This is a genomic window from Roseovarius spongiae, from assembly GCF_003651245.1.
GTDB lineage: Bacteria > Pseudomonadota > Alphaproteobacteria > Rhodobacterales > Rhodobacteraceae > Roseovarius > Roseovarius spongiae.
On record NZ_RAPE01000001.1, the window covers coordinates 19895 to 37640 of the forward strand.

The 17746-nt window shown below is 67.3% G+C and carries 16 protein-coding genes; 12 read left to right on the top strand and 4 right to left on the bottom strand.

The window, feature by feature from the left end:
- The first annotated feature begins 135 nt into the window (after positions 1-135).
- The 3 genes from mdh to D6850_RS00120 all read left to right on the top strand — a co-directional run bounded on the left by mdh (position 136) and on the right by D6850_RS00120 (position 2684).
- Entirely contained in the window at positions 136-1098 is a 963-nt protein-coding gene (mdh, locus tag D6850_RS00110) for a malate dehydrogenase (protein ID WP_121162936.1), read from the top strand.
- A gap of 249 nt (positions 1099-1347) precedes the next feature.
- Positions 1348-1965 carry a hypothetical protein gene (locus D6850_RS00115; protein WP_121162937.1) on the top strand — a complete coding sequence of 206 codons (618 nt, stop codon included), beginning with the start codon at positions 1348-1350 and terminating at the stop codon, positions 1963-1965.
- Positions 1966-2123: 158 nt separating this feature from the next.
- A complete protein-coding gene (locus D6850_RS00120) occupies positions 2124-2684 on the top strand; it encodes a hypothetical protein (RefSeq protein ID WP_121162938.1) in 561 nt (186 codons plus the stop codon).
- A gap of 119 nt (positions 2685-2803) precedes the next feature.
- On the opposite strand, the gene D6850_RS00125 is transcribed toward D6850_RS00120, so the two are convergent.
- Positions 2804-4030 (bottom strand): hypothetical protein, encoded by a 1227-nt coding sequence (locus tag D6850_RS00125; protein ID WP_121162939.1) that lies wholly within the window; start codon positions 4028-4030, stop codon positions 2804-2806.
- Between the two features lie 290 nt (positions 4031-4320).
- Between D6850_RS00125 and sucC the strand changes: the two genes are divergently transcribed.
- The 8 genes from sucC (at position 4321) to lpdA (ending at position 14321) form a co-directional block, all read left to right on the top strand.
- The gene (sucC, locus tag D6850_RS00130; protein ID WP_121162940.1) at positions 4321-5514 is read left to right on the top strand and encodes an ADP-forming succinate--CoA ligase subunit beta; all 1194 of its coding nucleotides are present in this window, start codon (positions 4321-4323) and stop codon (positions 5512-5514) included.
- Positions 5515-5676: 162 nt separating this feature from the next.
- Entirely contained in the window at positions 5677-6108 is a 432-nt protein-coding gene (locus D6850_RS00135) for a hypothetical protein (protein ID WP_121162941.1), read from the top strand.
- Between the two features lie 62 nt (positions 6109-6170).
- Positions 6171-7052, top strand: coding sequence for a succinate--CoA ligase subunit alpha (gene sucD / locus D6850_RS00140; RefSeq protein WP_121162942.1), 882 nt, complete (start codon positions 6171-6173; stop codon positions 7050-7052).
- Between the two features lie 116 nt (positions 7053-7168).
- Positions 7169-7621, top strand: coding sequence for a DUF805 domain-containing protein (locus tag D6850_RS00145; RefSeq protein ID WP_121162943.1), 453 nt, complete (start codon positions 7169-7171; stop codon positions 7619-7621).
- 71 nt (positions 7622-7692) lie between these two features.
- Positions 7693-10653, top strand: coding sequence for a 2-oxoglutarate dehydrogenase E1 component (locus D6850_RS00150; protein WP_121162944.1), 2961 nt, complete (start codon positions 7693-7695; stop codon positions 10651-10653).
- A 3-nt stretch (positions 10654-10656) separates the two neighbouring features.
- The gene (gene odhB / locus D6850_RS00155; protein WP_121162945.1) at positions 10657-12225 is read left to right on the top strand and encodes a 2-oxoglutarate dehydrogenase complex dihydrolipoyllysine-residue succinyltransferase; all 1569 of its coding nucleotides are present in this window, start codon (positions 10657-10659) and stop codon (positions 12223-12225) included.
- 167 nt (positions 12226-12392) lie between these two features.
- Positions 12393-12803 carry an MAPEG family protein gene (locus tag D6850_RS00160; RefSeq protein WP_121162946.1) on the top strand — a complete coding sequence of 137 codons (411 nt, stop codon included), beginning with the start codon at positions 12393-12395 and terminating at the stop codon, positions 12801-12803.
- 129 nt (positions 12804-12932) lie between these two features.
- Positions 12933-14321: a dihydrolipoyl dehydrogenase gene (lpdA, locus tag D6850_RS00165; protein WP_121162947.1), complete on the top strand. Its 1389-nt coding sequence runs from the start codon at positions 12933-12935 to the stop codon at positions 14319-14321.
- Positions 14322-14345: 24 nt separating this feature from the next.
- Here lpdA and D6850_RS00170 read toward each other — a convergent pair whose 3' ends face one another.
- From D6850_RS00170 to D6850_RS00180, 3 genes are read right to left on the bottom strand one after another with little or no spacing between them, the layout of a single operon-like run.
- Positions 14346-15104, bottom strand: a complete 759-nt coding sequence (locus tag D6850_RS00170) for a lysophospholipid acyltransferase family protein (protein ID WP_121162948.1) — start codon at positions 15102-15104, stop codon at positions 14346-14348.
- Positions 15101-15973: a cell division protein FtsX gene (locus D6850_RS00175; RefSeq protein WP_121164949.1), complete on the bottom strand. Its 873-nt coding sequence runs from the start codon at positions 15971-15973 to the stop codon at positions 15101-15103. The genes D6850_RS00170 and D6850_RS00175 overlap by 4 nt, the downstream gene beginning before the upstream one ends.
- Before the next feature lie 29 nt (positions 15974-16002).
- Positions 16003-16680 carry a cell division ATP-binding protein FtsE gene (locus tag D6850_RS00180; RefSeq protein WP_121162949.1) on the bottom strand — a complete coding sequence of 226 codons (678 nt, stop codon included), beginning with the start codon at positions 16678-16680 and terminating at the stop codon, positions 16003-16005.
- 184 nt (positions 16681-16864) lie between these two features.
- On the opposite strand from D6850_RS00180, the gene D6850_RS00185 reads away from it, so the two are divergent.
- Complete coding sequence (locus D6850_RS00185) at positions 16865-17737, top strand: zinc-ribbon domain-containing protein (protein ID WP_121162950.1); 873 nt, start codon at positions 16865-16867, stop codon at positions 17735-17737.
- The last annotated feature ends 9 nt before the right edge of the window (positions 17738-17746 follow it).

Consider the following 17746-nt stretch of genomic DNA (forward strand, 5'->3'; position numbering starts at 1 on the left):
ATACGCGGTCTTTCAGCTCATGGGGCCTGCGCAAGCCGGGCCGCCCATGCCGCGCGGGCGCGGCATCGCGGCTTGCGCGTCACCCGCGGAGTGCGATAGCACAAGGCGCAAATTCATCCATCCGGAGTTAGACTCATGGCCAGACCCAAGATCGCCCTCATCGGCGCAGGACAGATCGGCGGCACGCTCGCCCATCTCGTCGCGCTCAAGGAACTGGGCGATGTCGTCCTGTTCGACATTGCCGAAGGCACCCCCGAAGGCAAGGCTCTCGACATTTCCGAGTCCGGCCCTGCCGGGGGGTTCGACGCCACGCTGAAGGGCACGCAGTCCTATGCCGACATCGCCGGCGCGGATGTCTGCATTGTCACCGCCGGGGTTCCGCGCAAGCCGGGGATGAGCCGCGACGATCTGCTGGGCATCAACCTCAAGGTCATGAAAGCCGTCGGCGAGGGCATCCGCGACCATGCGCCGGACGCCTTCGTGATCTGCATCACCAACCCGCTCGACGCGATGGTGTGGGCGTTGCGCCAGTATTCCGGCCTGCCCCATGAGAAGGTCTGCGGGATGGCGGGGGTTCTCGATTCCGGGCGGTTCCGGCATTTCCTGAGCCTAGAGTTCGGGGTGAGCATGCGCGACGTTTCGGCCTTTGTCCTTGGCGGGCATGGCGACACGATGGTGCCGCTCACGCGCTATTCGACCGTGGCGGGCATCCCGCTGCCGGACCTCGTGAAGATGGGCTGGACGACGCAGGAGAAGCTCGACGCGATCGTGCAGCGCACCCGCGACGGCGGCGCGGAGATCGTCGGCCTGCTGAAGACCGGGAGCGCCTATTACGCGCCGGCGACCTCGGCGATCGAGATGGCCGAGGCTTACCTGAAGGATCAGAAGCGCGTGCTGCCCTGCGCGGCGCATGTGGACGGGGCCTATGGGCTTGACGGGTTCTACGTGGGCGTGCCCACGGTGATCGGCGCCGGCGGCATCGAGCGGGTGATCGAGATCGCGATGAACAAGGACGAACAGGCCATGTTCGACAAGTCGGTCGACGCGGTGAAGGGCCTCGTCAAGGCGTGCAAGGAAATCGACGGCGCGCTGGGCTGACGCGAGCGCACAGGAGACGGGGCCGGCCATTTCCGGCCGGCCCTTGCGCCGGGGTCCGCGGTTGCGCGCGACAGCCGGTGAATGCAGCCGGGCCGCGTCGCTACCGCGTAGGCTGTAGCTATTGATCTGGTAGCCCTCTCTTTGTATTATGTAACACACTTAAGACCCATTGCCGGACGATCTGACCCGAAAGAGGCCGGGGGTTCGGTAATTTCAAGTTACTTCATTTACATCCAGGGGAGAGAATCAATGATAAGCAGGGTAATTGCGGCGGCGCTCGTCGCCGGCCTGGCCGCCACGGGGGCCGGCGCGGCGACGCTCGATTTCGTGGCCGAAGCGTTTGGAGATGAACGCGGCGTCGCCGACGGCACCACGATCAACAATGTCAATACCGGCTTCCTGAACGTGACCTTCAGCTCGTCGCATTTCGCCTATTTCGACGATCTGTCGGGCGGAAAACCGGCGGGTCTGGGCGTGTGCAAGGTTCTGACTGGCGACGCACAATGCAAACCGAGCAGTGACGACAACGTCACCAGCGGCGAAAGCGTCACGCTGACATTCGACACGATGGTCGATCTCCTGGGCTTGTCCTTCTTCAATGCCGATCACAATCCCGTCTCGGCCACGGATACGCTCAGGATCGGGACCGATCTCATGGCGATCGGCGAGACGACGTTCGGTGCTGCCTCCGCCGCGACCTTCAGCGGCATCACCAGCATCACGTTCGCTTACGGCGGCAGCAGCGCCAACCAGTTCTATGTCGCGGGCGCGACGGCCACCCCGGTCCCGATTCCGGCCTCGCTGCCGCTTCTTGTCGGCGGGCTGGGCCTGATGGGCTGGGTCGCGCGGCGGCGCAGGAAGGCCTGACGCCGGCGGCGCCGCCCTGACAGGGCGGCGTCCTTCATCGCCCGCGCCCGGCCTGCGCCCTGGCCGCGGCGTATGATGCGCGTCTCCGACCGGGTTGTGTCCCGGGAGGTTCCGAAGGATAACTTCGGGGTCTTCTTGTCGGATGGGGCGGGGTAGCGATGATCAGGACGCTTGCATGGATGCTGGTCGCGGCTTTGGTCGCGGCGACGGGCGGTTGCGCCACGGTGAAGCCCGGCGGCGGGCCGGACGACGTCGCCGCGCTGGCGGCGGAGATCCGGGCGCTGGGTCCGGAGGTCGCGCCCGATGAGGCCGAGCGGGCGGCGCGGATCGCCTATGGCTATTCGCTGCAACTCGCCCGGGAATACGGCGTCACCGATCCGCCGCTGGTTCACAACGCCAAGGTCATTCACGGCCTGCGCGAGCGGGGCCTGTGCAACGACTGGACCGAGGATCTGAGCAAGCGCCTGAAGCAGGAGCGTTTCCGCACATTGACGGTGCATTGGGCCATCTCGCCGCCCAAGCCGTTCCGGATCATCCATCATTCGGTCGTCATCAGCCGGCGCGGCGGGACGATCGAAGAGGGGATCGTGCTTGACCCGTGGCGCCATGGCGGCGCGCTTTACTGGGCGCGCACGCCGAAAGACGACCATTATGACTGGCGCCCGCGCATGGAGGTGCGCGAAGAACTGGTGAAGGGGCGCGTGACGACCGGAGGCTGAGGCCGGCGCGGCATGATCAGGGCAGGTGGCGCTTGCAGTAGGCCATTCTGCTTGTCCTCGGGTCGGAACTGTAGCGAATGTCCTGCGCGCCTTGTCCACGGTGTTCCGCTGCGCGCCGCTCAGTTGGCCTGTTCGGGATCTTCTTCCGGGTCGGGCGCGGCGTCGCCGTTGGCCTCGGACTCCGCCGCTTCGGCGCCTTCGGGCGCGTCGTCCTGCGGATTGGCGGTGGCGTCCTGCGCGTCGGTTGCGGACTGGTCAGCCGGCTGGTCCTGCGGAGTGTCGGCGTTGGGCGTCTGACTTGGGTCGTCGCGGGTCGTGTCGGCGGCGTCATTTTGAGCCTCGCCCCCGGACTCCGTCGCGTTCGGGGAAGTCCCGCCGTCGTTCCCATTGTCTGTGCCGGCGTCTTCGGACGCCTCGCCCTGGGGCTCTGCGCGCTCTGCACCGGCGGAGGAATTTTCGCCTTCCTGCGTGGCCGCGCTGGCGCCATCGGTCTCGTTCAACTCCGCGATGCGCTGTTCGATCTGCAACAGGCGGTCGCTGCGGGTCTTGACCTCTTCGGTCAGCCGCGTGACGAGGTCCTGCACATCGGCGCGCTGCTTGCTGGCCGCCGCGACGTCCTCTTTCAATTGGGTCCGGCGCGTCTGCATGTCGGCGATTTCGCCCTCGAGCGCGTCATGCCGCGCGGTCATCTGTTCGAGCTCGCTCGAGCGGGCCTGGAAGTTCTCGCGCAGCTTCGCGTCCCTCTCGGTCGCCTCGGCGACGCGTTCCTGGGCCTCGGCCAGCTTGTCGGTGAGCGCGGCGTTTTCCTCGGTGAGCTTCGCCTGGGTTTCGCGCAATTCGTTTTCCTGCTGGCGCGCCTCTTCCAGCCGCGCGCTGACCTTGGCCAGTTCGTCGGTCTGCGCGGCGATCTGGTCGTCCAGCGTCTTCTTGCGCTCCTCGAAGCCGGCGATCTCCTCGCGCAGCGGGCTGGCCTCGTCCTCGAGCCTGCTCAGCTTTTCCTCGCCGGCGGCGATGTCGCTGGAGAGCTGATCATGCGTGGCCTGGAGATCGGCGACGGCCGGCTCCAGGTCGTCCAGCTTCGCGCGGGCCTCATCTTCCTGGGTCTTCAGGTCGTCGAGCTTCGGTTGCAGTTCTCCGATCCGGGTCCTGACCTCGTCGAGCGAGCCGGTGCTTTCCTCGTAGCTGGCGACCTCGCTGTTGAGGTTGTCGACCGTGGCGGTCATCTGGGTTTCGACCTTCGATTTCGTCACGGCGAAATAGGCCGCGCCGAGCCAGCCGATCACGGCGATGATCGTGATGATCGCCAGTTTCATTGTGGAATTGTCGCGGCCGTCGCCCTGCGCCATCTGTCGATTCTCCCTGTCCAGTTCGCCCCGGGGGGCATCCGTTTCGCTGACGAACGCCGCGCCGCGCCGATTGGTTCCGCACGCGGCGCAGGTTCGCGCGGGGCGACCGGAAACGCGGCTGATTCTGCCGGTTCGGGGTGCGCGCGCATTTGTGATCACACGAAACGGGCTGTGATCACAAATGCGGGCAATATGGAGCAAATGCCGAAAACTGTGAGAAAGCCGTTTAACCTCGGCCCGATCTTGTGGGTATAGTCGGCGCAACCGAACCCAAGGCGGAGACTGCCCAGATGAACATCCACGAATACCAGGCCAAGTCGCTCCTGCGGTCCTACGGGGCGCCGGTGTCGGACGGGCGCGTCGTGTTGCGCGCGGAAGAGGCCAAGACGGCGGCGGGCGAGATGGATGGCCCGCTCTGGGTGGTCAAGGCGCAGATCCACGCGGGCGGGCGCGGCAAGGGCAAGTTCAAGGAACCCGGCGCCGGCGAACAGGGGGGCGTGCGTCTCGCCAAATCGGTCGAGGAGGCCGCGGACGAGGCCAAGCGGATGCTGGGCCGCACGCTCATCACCAAGCAGACCGGCCCGGAGGGCAAGCAGGTCAACCGCATCTATATCGAGGACGGCAGCGGCATCGAGACGGAGTTCTACCTTGCCCTGCTGGTGGACCGGCAGACCAGCCGGGTGAGCTTTGTCGCCTCGACCGAGGGCGGCATGGACATCGAGGAGGTCGCCGCCAGCACGCCCGAGAAGATCCTGAGCTTCTCGGTCGATCCCGCGACCGGCTACCAGCCGTTCCACGGGCGGCGCATCGCCTTCAACCTCGGGCTTTCAGGCGCGCAGGTGAAGCAATGCGTGCGGCTGATGGGCATCCTCTACAAGATGTTCATCGAGAAGGACATGGAGATGCTCGAGATCAACCCGCTGATCGTCACCGACAAGGGCGATCTGAAATGTCTCGACGCGAAGATGGGGTTCGATTCCAACGCGCTCTATCGCCATTCGGACATCAACGAATTGCGCGACACGACCGAGGAGGACCCCAAGGAGTTGGAGGCGTCGAAATACGACCTCAACTACATCGCGCTGGACGGCGAGATCGGCTGCATGGTGAACGGCGCGGGCCTTGCCATGGCGACGATGGACATCATCAAGCTCTACGGCGCGGAGCCGGCCAACTTCCTTGACGTGGGGGGCGGAGCCACCAAGGAGAAGGTGACCGAGGCGTTCAAGATCATCACCTCCGACCCGCATGTGAAGGGGATACTCGTCAACATCTTCGGCGGCATCATGCGCTGCGACGTGATCGCCGAAGGCGTGGTGGCGGCCGTGAAGGAGGTGGGTCTCAAGGTGCCGCTGGTGGTGCGGCTGGAGGGCACCAACGTGAAGAAGGGCAAGGAGATCCTCAACAATTCGGACGTGGACGTGATCGCGGCGGACGATCTGAAGGACGGCGCGCAGAAGATCGTGAAGGCGGTGAAGGGGTGAGACGCGATCCGGCGCAGCCGATGAAAGGTCCGGGGGACCTTTCGAGCGTCGAACGGGCGGAGCCCCGGGCCGGCCGGAGCCCGCGCGGCATTCCGGGCGGACGAACCTCGTGACGGCGTCTCGGGACCGGGACGCGCGGACCTGCGCCGCGCCGGGGACAGATTGGAGAACGCGATCATGCACATGACGATCAAGGCGGGCGGCGTCGCGCTTCTGGCGCTCGGGCTTTCGGGCTGCGGCTGGTTCGGCGCCGACTTCCCGGTGCGCAACGGCCCGCAGAGCGAGCCGCACGTGACCTATGCGACCTCGGGGCAGGTGGCGGAGCGGATGGTGACGCAGAGTTCCGCCGCGGGCGCCGGCGCGCAGGCGGTTTGCGGCGCGCAAAGCGCGGCGGCGGCAGAGCGCGCGGCCGCCGCCACCGGGCGGTTCGGCGCTCCGCTGAGGACCAATCCGGATGGGGATGGCGCGCGCGGCGCGCTGTTCAACGACCATTCCGGCACGGCGGTGATGATCACCAGCGGGCCGGGCGGCTATGAGTGCATGTGGTCCGGTCCACAGGGCGTATCGACATGGCGCAACGGCGCGCCCGCCTGAGCGGCGGCAAGGGAAATTCATGAAAAGGGGGCCGCGGCGCCCGAACAGGAGACGGAAGACACATGGCGGTATTGATCGACGAAAACACCCGCGTGATCTGTCAGGGCCTCACCGGCAGTCAGGGCACGTTCCACACCGAGCAGGCCATCGCCTACGGCACGAAGATGGTCGGCGGCGTGACGCCCGGCAAGGGCGGGCAGACGCATCTCGACCTGCCGGTGTTCAACTCGGTTCACGAGGCGCGGGCGGAGACGCAGGCGAACGCGTCCGTGATCTACGTCCCGCCGCCCTTCGCCGCCGATTCCATCCTCGAGGCGATCGACGCGGAGATGGAGGTCATCATCTGCATCACCGAAGGCATCCCCGTTCTCGACATGATGCGCGTGAAGCGGGCGCTGGAAGGCTCCAAATCCCGTCTTGTGGGCCCCAACTGCCCCGGCGTCATCACGCCCGATGCGTGCAAGATCGGCATCATGCCGGGCCATATCCACAAGCGCGGCTCCTGCGGGGTTCTGTCCCGTTCCGGCACGCTGACCTACGAGGCGGTGAAGCAGACCACCGATCTCGGGCTCGGGCAGTCGACCGCCGTGGGGATCGGGGGCGACCCGATCAAGGGGACCGAGCATATCGACGTGCTGGAATGGTTCCTCGCCGACGACGAGACCGAGAGCATCATCATGATCGGCGAGATCGGCGGGCAGGCCGAGGAGGACGCCGCGCAGTTCCTCATCGACGAGAAGAAGGCGGGCCGCTGGAAGCCCGTCGCCGGGTTCATCGCCGGGCGCACCGCGCCGCCGGGCCGGCGCATGGGCCACGCGGGCGCCATCGTCGCCGGCGGCAAGGGCGGCGCCGAGGACAAGATCGAGGCGATGCGCAAGGCCGGCATCGTCGTCGCCGACAGTCCCGCGGGGCTTGGCGAGGCGGTGATGGAGGCGATCGGATGAGAAGAGCCAGAACGCGCCGCGCCCTGCCGGGCGCCAGCCAAGTCACGAACCGCTCCGGGCGGACAGAGCAGCCGAAACCCGACTGACCGACGACCAGACCGAAAGGACGCAACGACATGGGATTCCCCGAAGCCGTAAAAACCTGCCTCACCCAGAAATACGTTCAGTTCAGCGGCCGGGCCTCGCGCCCGGAATACTGGTGGTTCTTCCTCGCCTACGTGCTTGGCGCGATCATAGCGTCCTTCCTGGGCAGCATCGTCTACCTCCTTTATATCCTCGCCGTGATCGTGCCGGTCACCGCCGCGGGGTACCGTCGGTTGCAGGATACCGGGCGGCCGGGGTGGTATATCTTCATCCCCGTCGCCGTGGGGCTGATCAGCATGTTCCTGATGCCCGCCGCGCCGGTGGTGGAGGACGGGCAGCTCACCAGCGCGCCCAGCATGGGGAGCATGGGGCTGATGGCCATTTTGGGCATCGTGCAACTGGTGCTGGCGGTGATCTACATCTGGTGGCTGACCCGCCCCTCTGACCCCGAGACCAACGCCTACGGCCCGCCGCCCGCCGCATGACGCGGCCGGCGGCGCCGGCGCACCAAGAACGTTCCGATACTGATGGGCCGCGGCCCGCATGAGGTAAGCAAATGACCAACCAATCCCCCAACGACGAGTTTCACGCGTCCAGCTTCATGCAGGGGCAGAACGCCGAGTATCTCGAACAGCTCTACGCGCGCTACGCGGGCGACCCGGACGCCGTGGACGAGGCATGGCGCGCGTTCTTTTCGCAGTTGGGCGATGATGATCGCGCGGTCCAGCAAGAGGCCGCCGGGCCAAGCTGGGCGCGGCCCGACTGGCCGCCGATGCCCGAGGACGACCTGACCGGCGCGCTGACCGGCGAATGGCCGGACGAGCCCGGCCCGGCGGAGGTCGGCAAGAAGATCGCCGGCAAGGCGCATGAGAAGGGCGTCGAGGTCAGCGACGAGGTGATCCAGCGCGCGGTGCTCGATTCGGTGCGCGCGCTGATGCTGATCCGCGCCTATCGCATCCGCGGGCACCTGGTGGCCGATCTCGATCCGCTGGGCCTGCGCGACCAGCCCTATCGCCCCGAGCTCGACCCGAAATCCTACGGCTTCACCGATGCGGACATGGACCGCCCGATCTTCATCGACAACGTTCTGGGCCTTCAGATCGCCTCGGTGCGCGAGATCCTGGAGCTGGTGCGGCGCACCTACTGCGGCACCTTCGCGCTGCAATACATGCATATCTCGGACCCCGACGAGGCCAACTGGCTCAAGGAGCGGATCGAGGGTTACGGCAAGGAGATCGGCTTTACCCGCGAGGGCCGCAAGGCGATCCTGAACAAGCTGGTCGAGGCCGAGGGGCTCGAGAAATTCCTGCATGTGAAATACATGGGCACCAAGCGGTTCGGCCTTGACGGGGGCGAGTCGCTGATCCCGGCGATGGAGCAGATCATCAAGCGCGGCGGCAGCCTTGGCGTCGAGGAGATCATCATCGGCATGCCCCACCGCGGGCGGCTGTCGGTGCTGGCCAACGTGATGGGCAAGCCCTACCGCGCGATTTTCCACGAATTCCAGGGCGGCAGCTTCAAGCCCGAGGACGTGGACGGCTCGGGCGACGTGAAATACCACCTCGGCGCCTCGTCCGACCGCGAGTTCGACGGCAACGAGGTGCACCTGTCGCTGACCGCGAATCCCAGCCATCTGGAGGCGGTGAACCCCGTCGTGCTGGGCAAGGCGCGGGCCAAGCAGGACCAGCTCAACGACGAGGACCGCACCAAGGTGCTGCCGATCCTGCTGCATGGCGACGCGGCATTCGCCGGGCAGGGCGTGGTGGCCGAGTGTTTCGGCCTTTCCGGCCTCAAGGGGCACCGCACCGGCGGCACGATGCATATCGTGGTGAACAACCAGATCGGGTTCACCACCGCGCCGCATTTCAGCCGCTCGAGCCCCTATCCCACGGATATCGCGCTGATGGTCGAGGCGCCCATATTCCACGTCAACGGCGACGACCCCGAGGCGGTCGTGCACGCCGCGCGCGTGGCCACGGAGTTCCGGCAGAAGTTCCACAAGGACGTGGTGATCGACATCATCTGCTATCGCCGCTTCGGCCATAACGAGGGGGATGAGCCGATGTTCACCAATCCCCTCATGTACAAGAAGATCAAGAAGCAGAAGACCACGCTCAGCCTCTATACCGAGCGGCTGGTCAATGACGGGCTGATCCCCGAGGGCGAGGTCGAGGACATGAAGGCCGCGTTCCAGTCCCACCTTTCGGACGAGTTCGAGGCCGGCGCCAACTACAAGCCGAACAAGGCCGACTGGCTTGACGGCAAGTGGTCCCATCTCGACCGCGACAATGAGGACTACCAACGCGGGCCGACGGCGATCGAGAAGGAGACCTTCGAGGAGATCGGCCGCGCCATCACCACCGCGCCCGAGGGCTTTCCGCTGCACAAGACGGTGCAGCGCTTGCTCGAGACCAAGGCGCGCATGTTCGAGACTGGCGAGGGGTTCGACTGGGCAACCGGCGAGGCGCTTGCCTTCGGCTCGCTCATGACCGAGGGCTTTCCGGTGCGCCTCGCCGGGCAGGACAGCGCGCGGGGCACCTTCAGCCAGCGCCATTCCGCGCTGATCAACCAGGACACCGAAGAGCGCTACTATCCGCTCAACCACGTCCGCGAGGGGCAGGGGCGCTACGAGGTCATCGATTCGATGCTCAGCGAATACGCGGTGCTGGGGTTCGAATATGGCTATTCGCTCGCCGAGCCGAACGCGCTCACGTTGTGGGAGGCGCAGTTCGGCGATTTCGCCAACGGCGCGCAGATCATGTTCGACCAGTTCATCTCGTCGGGGGAATCCAAGTGGCTGCGCATGTCCGGGCTGACCTGCCTGCTGCCCCACGGCTACGAGGGGCAGGGGCCGGAACACTCCTCCGCGCGGCTCGAGCGGTTCCTGACCATGTGCGGGCAGGACAACTGGATCGTCGCCAACTGCACGACGCCGGCCAACTATTTCCACATCCTGCGCCGGCAGCTTCACCGGACCTTCCGCAAGCCGCTGATCCTTATGACGCCGAAATCGCTCTTGCGGCACAAGCTGGCGGTCAGCAAGGCCGAGGAATTCATCACCGGGTCGAGCTTTCACCGGGTGCTGTGGGATGACGCGCAATACGGCAATTCCGAAACCGAGCTGGCGCCCGACGACAAGATCCGGCGCGTGGTGATGTGTTCGGGCAAGGTCTATTACGATCTGCTGGAGGAACGCGACGCGCGCGGCATCGATGATATCTACCTGATGCGCTATGAGCAGTTCTATCCCTTCCCCGCCCAGTCCTCGGTGAAGGAGCTGGAGCGGTTCAAGCAGGCCGAGATGGTCTGGTGCCAGGAAGAGCCGAAGAACCAGGGCGCATGGTCCTTCATCGAGCCCAACATCGAATGGGTGCTGGGGCGCATCAAGGCCAAGCACACCCGCCCGGTCTATGTCGGCCGCGCCGCCGCCGCCTCGCCTGCGACGGGGCTCGCCTCGCAGCACAAAGCACAACAATCCGCGCTGGTCGACGCCGCGCTGACGATCGAAGGGAAATAAGCCATGTCCACCGAAGTACGCGTCCCCACGCTGGGCGAATCCGTGACCGAAGCCACCGTCGCCACCTGGTTCAAGAAACCCGGCGACGCGGTCGAGGCCGACGAGATGCTCTGTGAGCTGGAAACCGACAAGGTCACCGTCGAGGTGCCCGCCCCCGCCGCAGGCAGGATGGGCGAGATCGTCGCGGCCGAGGGCGAGACGGTGGGCGTCAACGCCCTGCTGGCCACCATCGAGGAAGGGGCGGGCGCCTCTGGCGGCGGCAAGGAGGACGACGGCGACGGCAAGACCGTCTCAAGCGCCGGCGGCAAGCCGACGAAGGCGGGCGAGCAGCCGGAAAGCGGCGGCAACGTCGATGTGATGGTGCCCACGCTGGGCGAATCCGTGACCGAGGCGACGGTTTCGACCTGGTTCAAGAAGGTCGGCGACGATGTGAGCCAGGACGAGATGCTCTGCGAACTGGAGACCGACAAGGTTTCGGTCGAGGTGCCCGCGCCCGCCGCCGGCACGATCACCGAGATACTTGCCAAGGAGGGCGACACCGTGCAGGCCGACGGCAGGCTCGCCGTGCTTTCGGGGGCCGCCGACGGAGCGGTCGAGCCCTCCACGCGCGAGACGCCGAAGGAGGAGGACGACGCGCCGGCCGAACCCGCCGCCGAGCGCAAGGGCGAGGACGCCCCCGCCGCCAAGAAGGCGATGGCCGAGGCCGGGCTCAGCCCCGGTCAGGTCGTTGGCAGCGGCAGGGACGGGCGCATCATGAAGGAGGACGTCTCCAAGGCGCTTGCCGCGGGCAAGAGCGCCGCATCCCCGGGCGCGGAATCCGCCCCGGCCGCGCCGGCGGAGACCCCGCGCGCACCGGCCCCGGCCGAGGACGCCGCGCGCGAGGAACGGGTCAAGATGACCCGCCTGCGCCAGACCATCGCGCGCCGCCTGAAGGAAAGCCAGAACACCGCCGCCATGCTGACCACCTACAACGAGGTCGACATGAGCGCGGTGATGGCGCTGCGCAGCCAGTACAAGGAAGAGTTCGCGAAGAAACACGGCGTCAAGCTTGGCTTCATGTCCTTCTTCACCAAGGCCTGCTGCCACGCGCTGAACGAGGTGCCCGAGGTCAACGCCGAGATCGACGGCACCGACGTGGTCTACAAGAACTTCGTGCATATGGGCATCGCCACCGGCACGCCCACGGGGCTGGTCGTGCCGGTGATCCGCGACGCCGATTCCATGAGCTTCGCCGCCATCGAGAAGGCCATCGCCGAGAAAGGCGCCCGCGCCCGCGACGGCAAGCTCTCCATGGCCGAGATGCAGGGCGGCACGTTCACCATTTCCAACGGCGGCGTCTATGGTTCGCTCATGTCCTCGCCGATCCTGAACCCGCCGCAATCGGGGATCCTCGGCATGCACAAGATCCAGGAGCGCCCGGTCGTGGTGGACGGCGAGATCGTGATCCGCCCGATGATGTATCTGGCGCTCAGCTACGATCACCGGATCGTGGACGGCAAGGGGGCGGTGACGTTCCTCGTGCGGGTGAAGGACGCGCTGGAGGATCCGCGGCGGTTGCTGATGGATTTGTGAGGGGGCGGTGGGTTGGAAACCCACCCTACGCCACCCCGTAGGGTGGGGTTTCACCCCACCATGCCATCGCGACCGCTCTGCCGCACGCGTCCACGCCGGGCTGAAGCCCGGCCTACGCGAGACCCGTAGGGCGGGCTTCAGCCCGCTATCGACGAAAGGACGCCGCCATGACCCCTGAACTCACCGCCCTTACCCTCGCCGCGCTCCTGCAAGTGGTGCAATACGCCCTCATGGCGGTCCCCGCCAATCTCGAACTCGGGCCGGGCAAGACGCTTTCGCCGCGCGATCCCGAGCGCATGGAAAGGCCGCTGGAGCAGCAGGTCAGCCCGCGCACCGGGCGGCTCTTTCGCGCGCTCAACAACCATTTCGAGGGGCTGATCCTGTTCACCATCGCCTGCGTCGTCGTCACGCTCGCGGGCCAGTCCACCGCCCTCACCGCCGCCTGCGCGTGGCTCTATCTGGTCGCGCGCGTGCTCTATGTGCCGGCCTACGCCTTCGGCCTCGTGCCGTGGCGTTCGCTGATCTGGGCGGTGGGGTTCGGCGCGACCGTGCTGATGCTTCTCGCGGCGCTGTTCTGACCGTTCAATGTTCCCAAAATACTCGGATCCGACCCATGCGGCCGGGCGCCGCGCCCCGCGTTCCGGTTGACCCCGAGGCCAATCAGGGTCAGTTTGCGCAGACTCCAAACACTAGAGGGGATGAACCCAATGGCCTCCTATGACGTGATCGTAATCGGCTCCGGCCCCGGTGGGTATGTCGCCGCCATCCGCTGCGCGCAACTGGGTTTGAAAACCGCCTGCGTCGAGGGGCGCGAGACGCTGGGCGGCACCTGTCTCAACGTTGGCTGCATCCCCTCCAAGGCGCTGTTGCACGCCTCGCACATGCTGCACGAGGCCGAGGAGAATTTCGCCAAGATGGGCCTCAAGGGCAAGTCGCCGTCGGTCGACTGGAAGCAGATGCTGTCCTACAAGGACGACACCATCGGCCAGAACACCAAGGGCATCGAATTCCTGTTCAAGAAGAACAAGATCGACTGGCTCAAGGGGTGGGGATCGATCCCGGAGGCGGGCAAGGTCAAGGTCGGGGACGACACCCACGAGGCGAAGAACATCATCGTCGCCACCGGCTCTGAGCCCGCCGCGCTCAAGGGGGTCGAGGTTGACGAGAAGGTCGTCGTCACTTCCACCGGCGCGCTGGAGCTCGGCAAGGTGCCGAAGAAGCTGGTGGTGATCGGCGCGGGGGTGATCGGGCTCGAGCTCGGCTCGGTCTATGCGCGGCTGGGGTCCGAGGTGACGGTGGTGGAGTTCCTCGACCACATCACGCCGGGCATGGACGCAGAGGTGCAGAAGACGCTGCAGCGCACGCTCAAGAAACAGGGGCTCAAGTTCATCATGGGCGCCGCCGTGCAGAAGACCGAGGCGACCAAGACCAAGGCCAAGGTGCATTACAAGCTGCGCAAGGACGATAGCGAAGAGGTGCTCGACGCCGATGTCGTGCTGGTTTCCACCGGGCGCCGGCCCTACACGGACGGGCTCGGCCTGTCCGAGTTGGGCGTCGAGATGAGCGACAAGGGCCAGGTCAAGACCGATGAGCACTGGCGGACCAACGTGAAGGGCATCTACGCCATCGGCGACGCGATCGACGGTCCCATGCTCGCCCACAAGGCCGAGGACGAGGGCATGGCCGCCGCCGAGGTGATCGCGGGCAGGCATGGCCACGTCAATTACGGCGTGATCCCGTCGGTGATCTACACCCATCCCGAGGTCGCCGCCGTGGGCAAGACCGAAGCGGAGCTGAAGGACGAGGGCCGCGCATACAAGGTCGGCAAGTTCCCCTTCATGGGCAACGCGCGCGCCAAGGCGATGTTCGCGGGCGATGGTTTCGTGAAGCTGATCGCCGACAAGGAGACCGACCGCATCCTTGGCTGTCACATTATCGGCCCCGGCGCGGGCGATCTGATCCACGAGGTCTGCGTCGCGATGGAATTCGGCGCCTCGGCGGAGGATCTGGCGCTGACCTGCCACGCGCATCCGACCTTCTCGGAGGCGGTCCGCGAGGCGGCGCTGGCCTGCGGCGACGGGGCGATTCACGCCTGAGCGGGCGCGGCGCGCGGGCCGGTTTCAGTCCAGGCCGCGCGCCTCTTCCTCCTGTTCCAGCACGAAACCGGCCTCGGTCATGAGCGCGTCCGACGCGCTCTCGACCTCGGTTTCCAGTTGTTTCATGAACCCGGCCTTGTCGAGCCCGGCGGGGATGCGCGGGAGGAATTCGACCACCGCGAGGCCCGGCTTGCGCATGATCCCCTTGCGCGGCCAGAACACGCCGACATTCGTGGCGACCGGCACGCAATCCTGCCCCAGTTCCTGGTAGAGTACGCTCGAGCCGACCTTGTAGGGCGCCTTCACCCCCGGCGCGATGCGGGTGCCCTGCGAATAGATGATGAGCTGCCCCGGCGCCTGCGCGCCGCGCGCGACGTCCTTGACCATCTTCTTGATCGCCTGGCTGCGCTTGCCCCGGTCGACCGGGACGCAGCCGATGCGCAGCGCGTACTGGCCGATCACCGGCGCGTACATCAGTTCGCGCTTCATGATGAACTTGCCCGCCGGGACCGAGCCGAAGATCAGGATGATGTCGAGAAAGGATTGATGCTTGGCCGCGATCAGCACCTCGTCGGTCGGTGGCGTTCCGCGCACCTCGGTGCGCAGTCCGACCATCCACCGGGCGGTCCAGCGCACCCAGACGCACCACGCCTTGCACGCCGCGCGCGCGCCGCGGCGGCTGAACAGCGCCCAGGGCAGGAACAGGATGCCGAGCACCCCCATCATCGCGTAGATCTGCACGACGAAGACCAGCGAACGGAGCCATTGCAGCGCGTGCGTCACGACATTTCCCCCAGCGTCCGGCGCGCCGCCGCGCGGGTGGCGAGGAAGGCGACCAGCGCGGCCAGCGGCGGGATCAGCGGCGGCCAGAGCCAGCCCCAGCCCCGGAAGCCGAGCCCGGTGAGGAAGCCGCCGCCGACCTCCGCGCTGGGCAGGAGCGCGATCGCCACGCAGCCGAGCAGGGTTCCCACCGCCGCGCCGGTCAGCGCGCGCAGGGTGAAGCGGCGCACGAAGGCCCGCGCGATGTAGCGGTCGCGCGCCCCCACGAGGCGCAGCACCCCGATCACCTGCGCGTTGGCCGCCAGCGCCGCGCCCGCCGCCAGCGTGATCATCGCCGCCACCGTCGCCGCGATCAGCCCGAGCGAGACCCAGCCCAGCATGCGCAGTCGCGACGCCGCGCGCACCAGCGGCGCGCGCCAGCGGGTGTGATCGTCAAGCACCGCGCCCGGCGCCTCGGCGGAGAGGCGCAGCCGCAACCCGGCGGCGTCATAGCCCGCGCCCTCCTCGATCACCTCGATCAGCCGGGGGATCGGCAGGCTTTCCACCGGCAGGTCTGGGCCGAACCAGGGTTCGAGCAGCGCGCGTTGCTCGTCATCCGAGAGCGCGCGGGCCGAGGCGACGCCGGGCGTGGTTTCCAGCACCCGCAGCGCGGCCTCGGTCTGGGCGGCCATCTGCCCCTCGGGGGCCGAGATGCGCAGCGTGGACGAGCGCGCCAGCTCCTCCCCCCAGCGGTCGGCGAGCCGCGACGTCGCCAGCGACAGCGCCAGCGCGAACACGGCGAGGAACGCCATCGCCGCGGCGGCGAACAGCGTGAGCGAGGCGGTGAAGCCGGTGGGCGGCACGACCCGGTCGGCCTGGCTGTCGCCTTTCATCAGGGTGCGCAGATCGCTGAGCCGGGGTTTCACAGGTCGGCCCCCGCCAGTTGCAGACGCCGGTTCGAGATGCGCAGCACGCGGGCCTGCACATGCGGCTTGGCCGCGCGGATCAGCGCAAGGTCGTGAGTGGCGATCATGATCGTCTTGCCCATGCGGTTCAGCTCGACCAGCAGGCGCATCAGGCGTTGGGACATGTCCCAGTCGACGTTGCCGGTGGGTTCGTCCGCGAGGATCGCGTCGGGCGACATGATGACCGCGCGGGCGAGCGCGGCGCGCTGGCGCTCCCCGCCCGAGAGTTCGGGGGGCAGGGCGTCGGCGCGGGCGGTCAGGCCGACCCATTCGGTCAGTTCCCTGAGGTTGTCCTGCTCCGCCGCGGCGTCGCGGTCGGAAACGGTGAGCGGCAGCGCGATGTTCTCGGCGACGCTCAGGTGGTTGAGGAACTGGCAGTCCTGGTGAACCACGCCGATCCGGCGGCGGGCGAGGGCAATGTCGTCGCGGCCCATGGCGCGCACGTCCTGCCCGAAGAGATGCACGAAGCCGGCCGTGGGTATCAGCGCGCCGTAGCAGAGCTTGAGCAGCGTGGTCTTGCCCGCGCCCGAGGGGCCGGTCAGGAAGTGGAACGATCCGGGCTGGAGCTTCAGCGTGATGTCGCTGAGCAATTCGGCCCCGCCATAGCTGTAGGCGACGTTTTCCAGCTCGATCACGCAAGGCCCCTTTTCCGATCCGCCCCCTGAATGCCCGAGCGCGAGCGCGCTTGCAATCGCGTGCGCGCATTTCCTTTGCTCTTTTCGGGCGGTCCGTTACACCTTATGCTAAGGGAAAACCCGTGCCGGCCCGCATTGCGGCGCAGGCGGAGAAGGAACCGGACGAGGCTAGTGGGGTGATCGAATGAGGCTGACCTGCCCGAATTGCGGGGCGCAATACGAGATCCCCGATGACGTTCTTCCCGAGACCGGGCGCGATGTCCAGTGCTCAAATTGCGGCGATACGTGGTTTCAGCATCATCCCGATCATGACCCCGCCAAAGAGGCCGAGCCTGCCGAATTCGCCCGCGCCCCGGCCCCGGATGCGCCGCAGGACGCCCCACAGGGGGCGGATGACGACGCGCATGCGCAAGGTGATGCGCCGGGGCCGGCCGCCGCCACGCCGACCGGCTCGCCGCGCCGGGAACTCGACCCCGAGGTGAGCAGCGTGCTGCGCGAGGAGGCCGAGCGCGAGGCGCGGGCGCGGGCGCGCGAGGCCGGCAATCTTGAATCCCAGCCCGAACTGGGGCTGGACGACGGCGCGGAGGACATGGACCGGCGCAGCCGCGAGGCCCGCGCCCGCATGGCGCGTCTGCGCGGCGAACCCGATCCGGCGCCGGATGGCGACGCAGCGGCGGCGGGCGGCGAGATCGACCCGACATCGCGCCGCGGCCTGTTGCCCGATATCGAGGAGATCAATTCGTCCCTGCGCAACGAAGAGAGCGCGGCCGACGCCGACGCCATGCAGGACGCCTATCCCGAGGCGCCCGACCCGGCGCAGGCGGGCGGCGGTTTTCGGCGCGGCTTCCTGCTGGTCGTGGCGCTGGCGGTGATCCTGCTGCTGCTTTACGTCTTCGCGCCGCAGATCGGGCGCGCGGTGCCGGCGCTGTCGGATGTCATGAACGAGTACGTCATCGTGGTGAATGACGGGCGGCGCTGGCTTGACGGGCAGGCGGCGGCGCTGATGCTCTGGCTTGACGGGATGGCCTCCTCCGCCCCCGCCGCGGAGGGGAGCTGACCGCAAGGC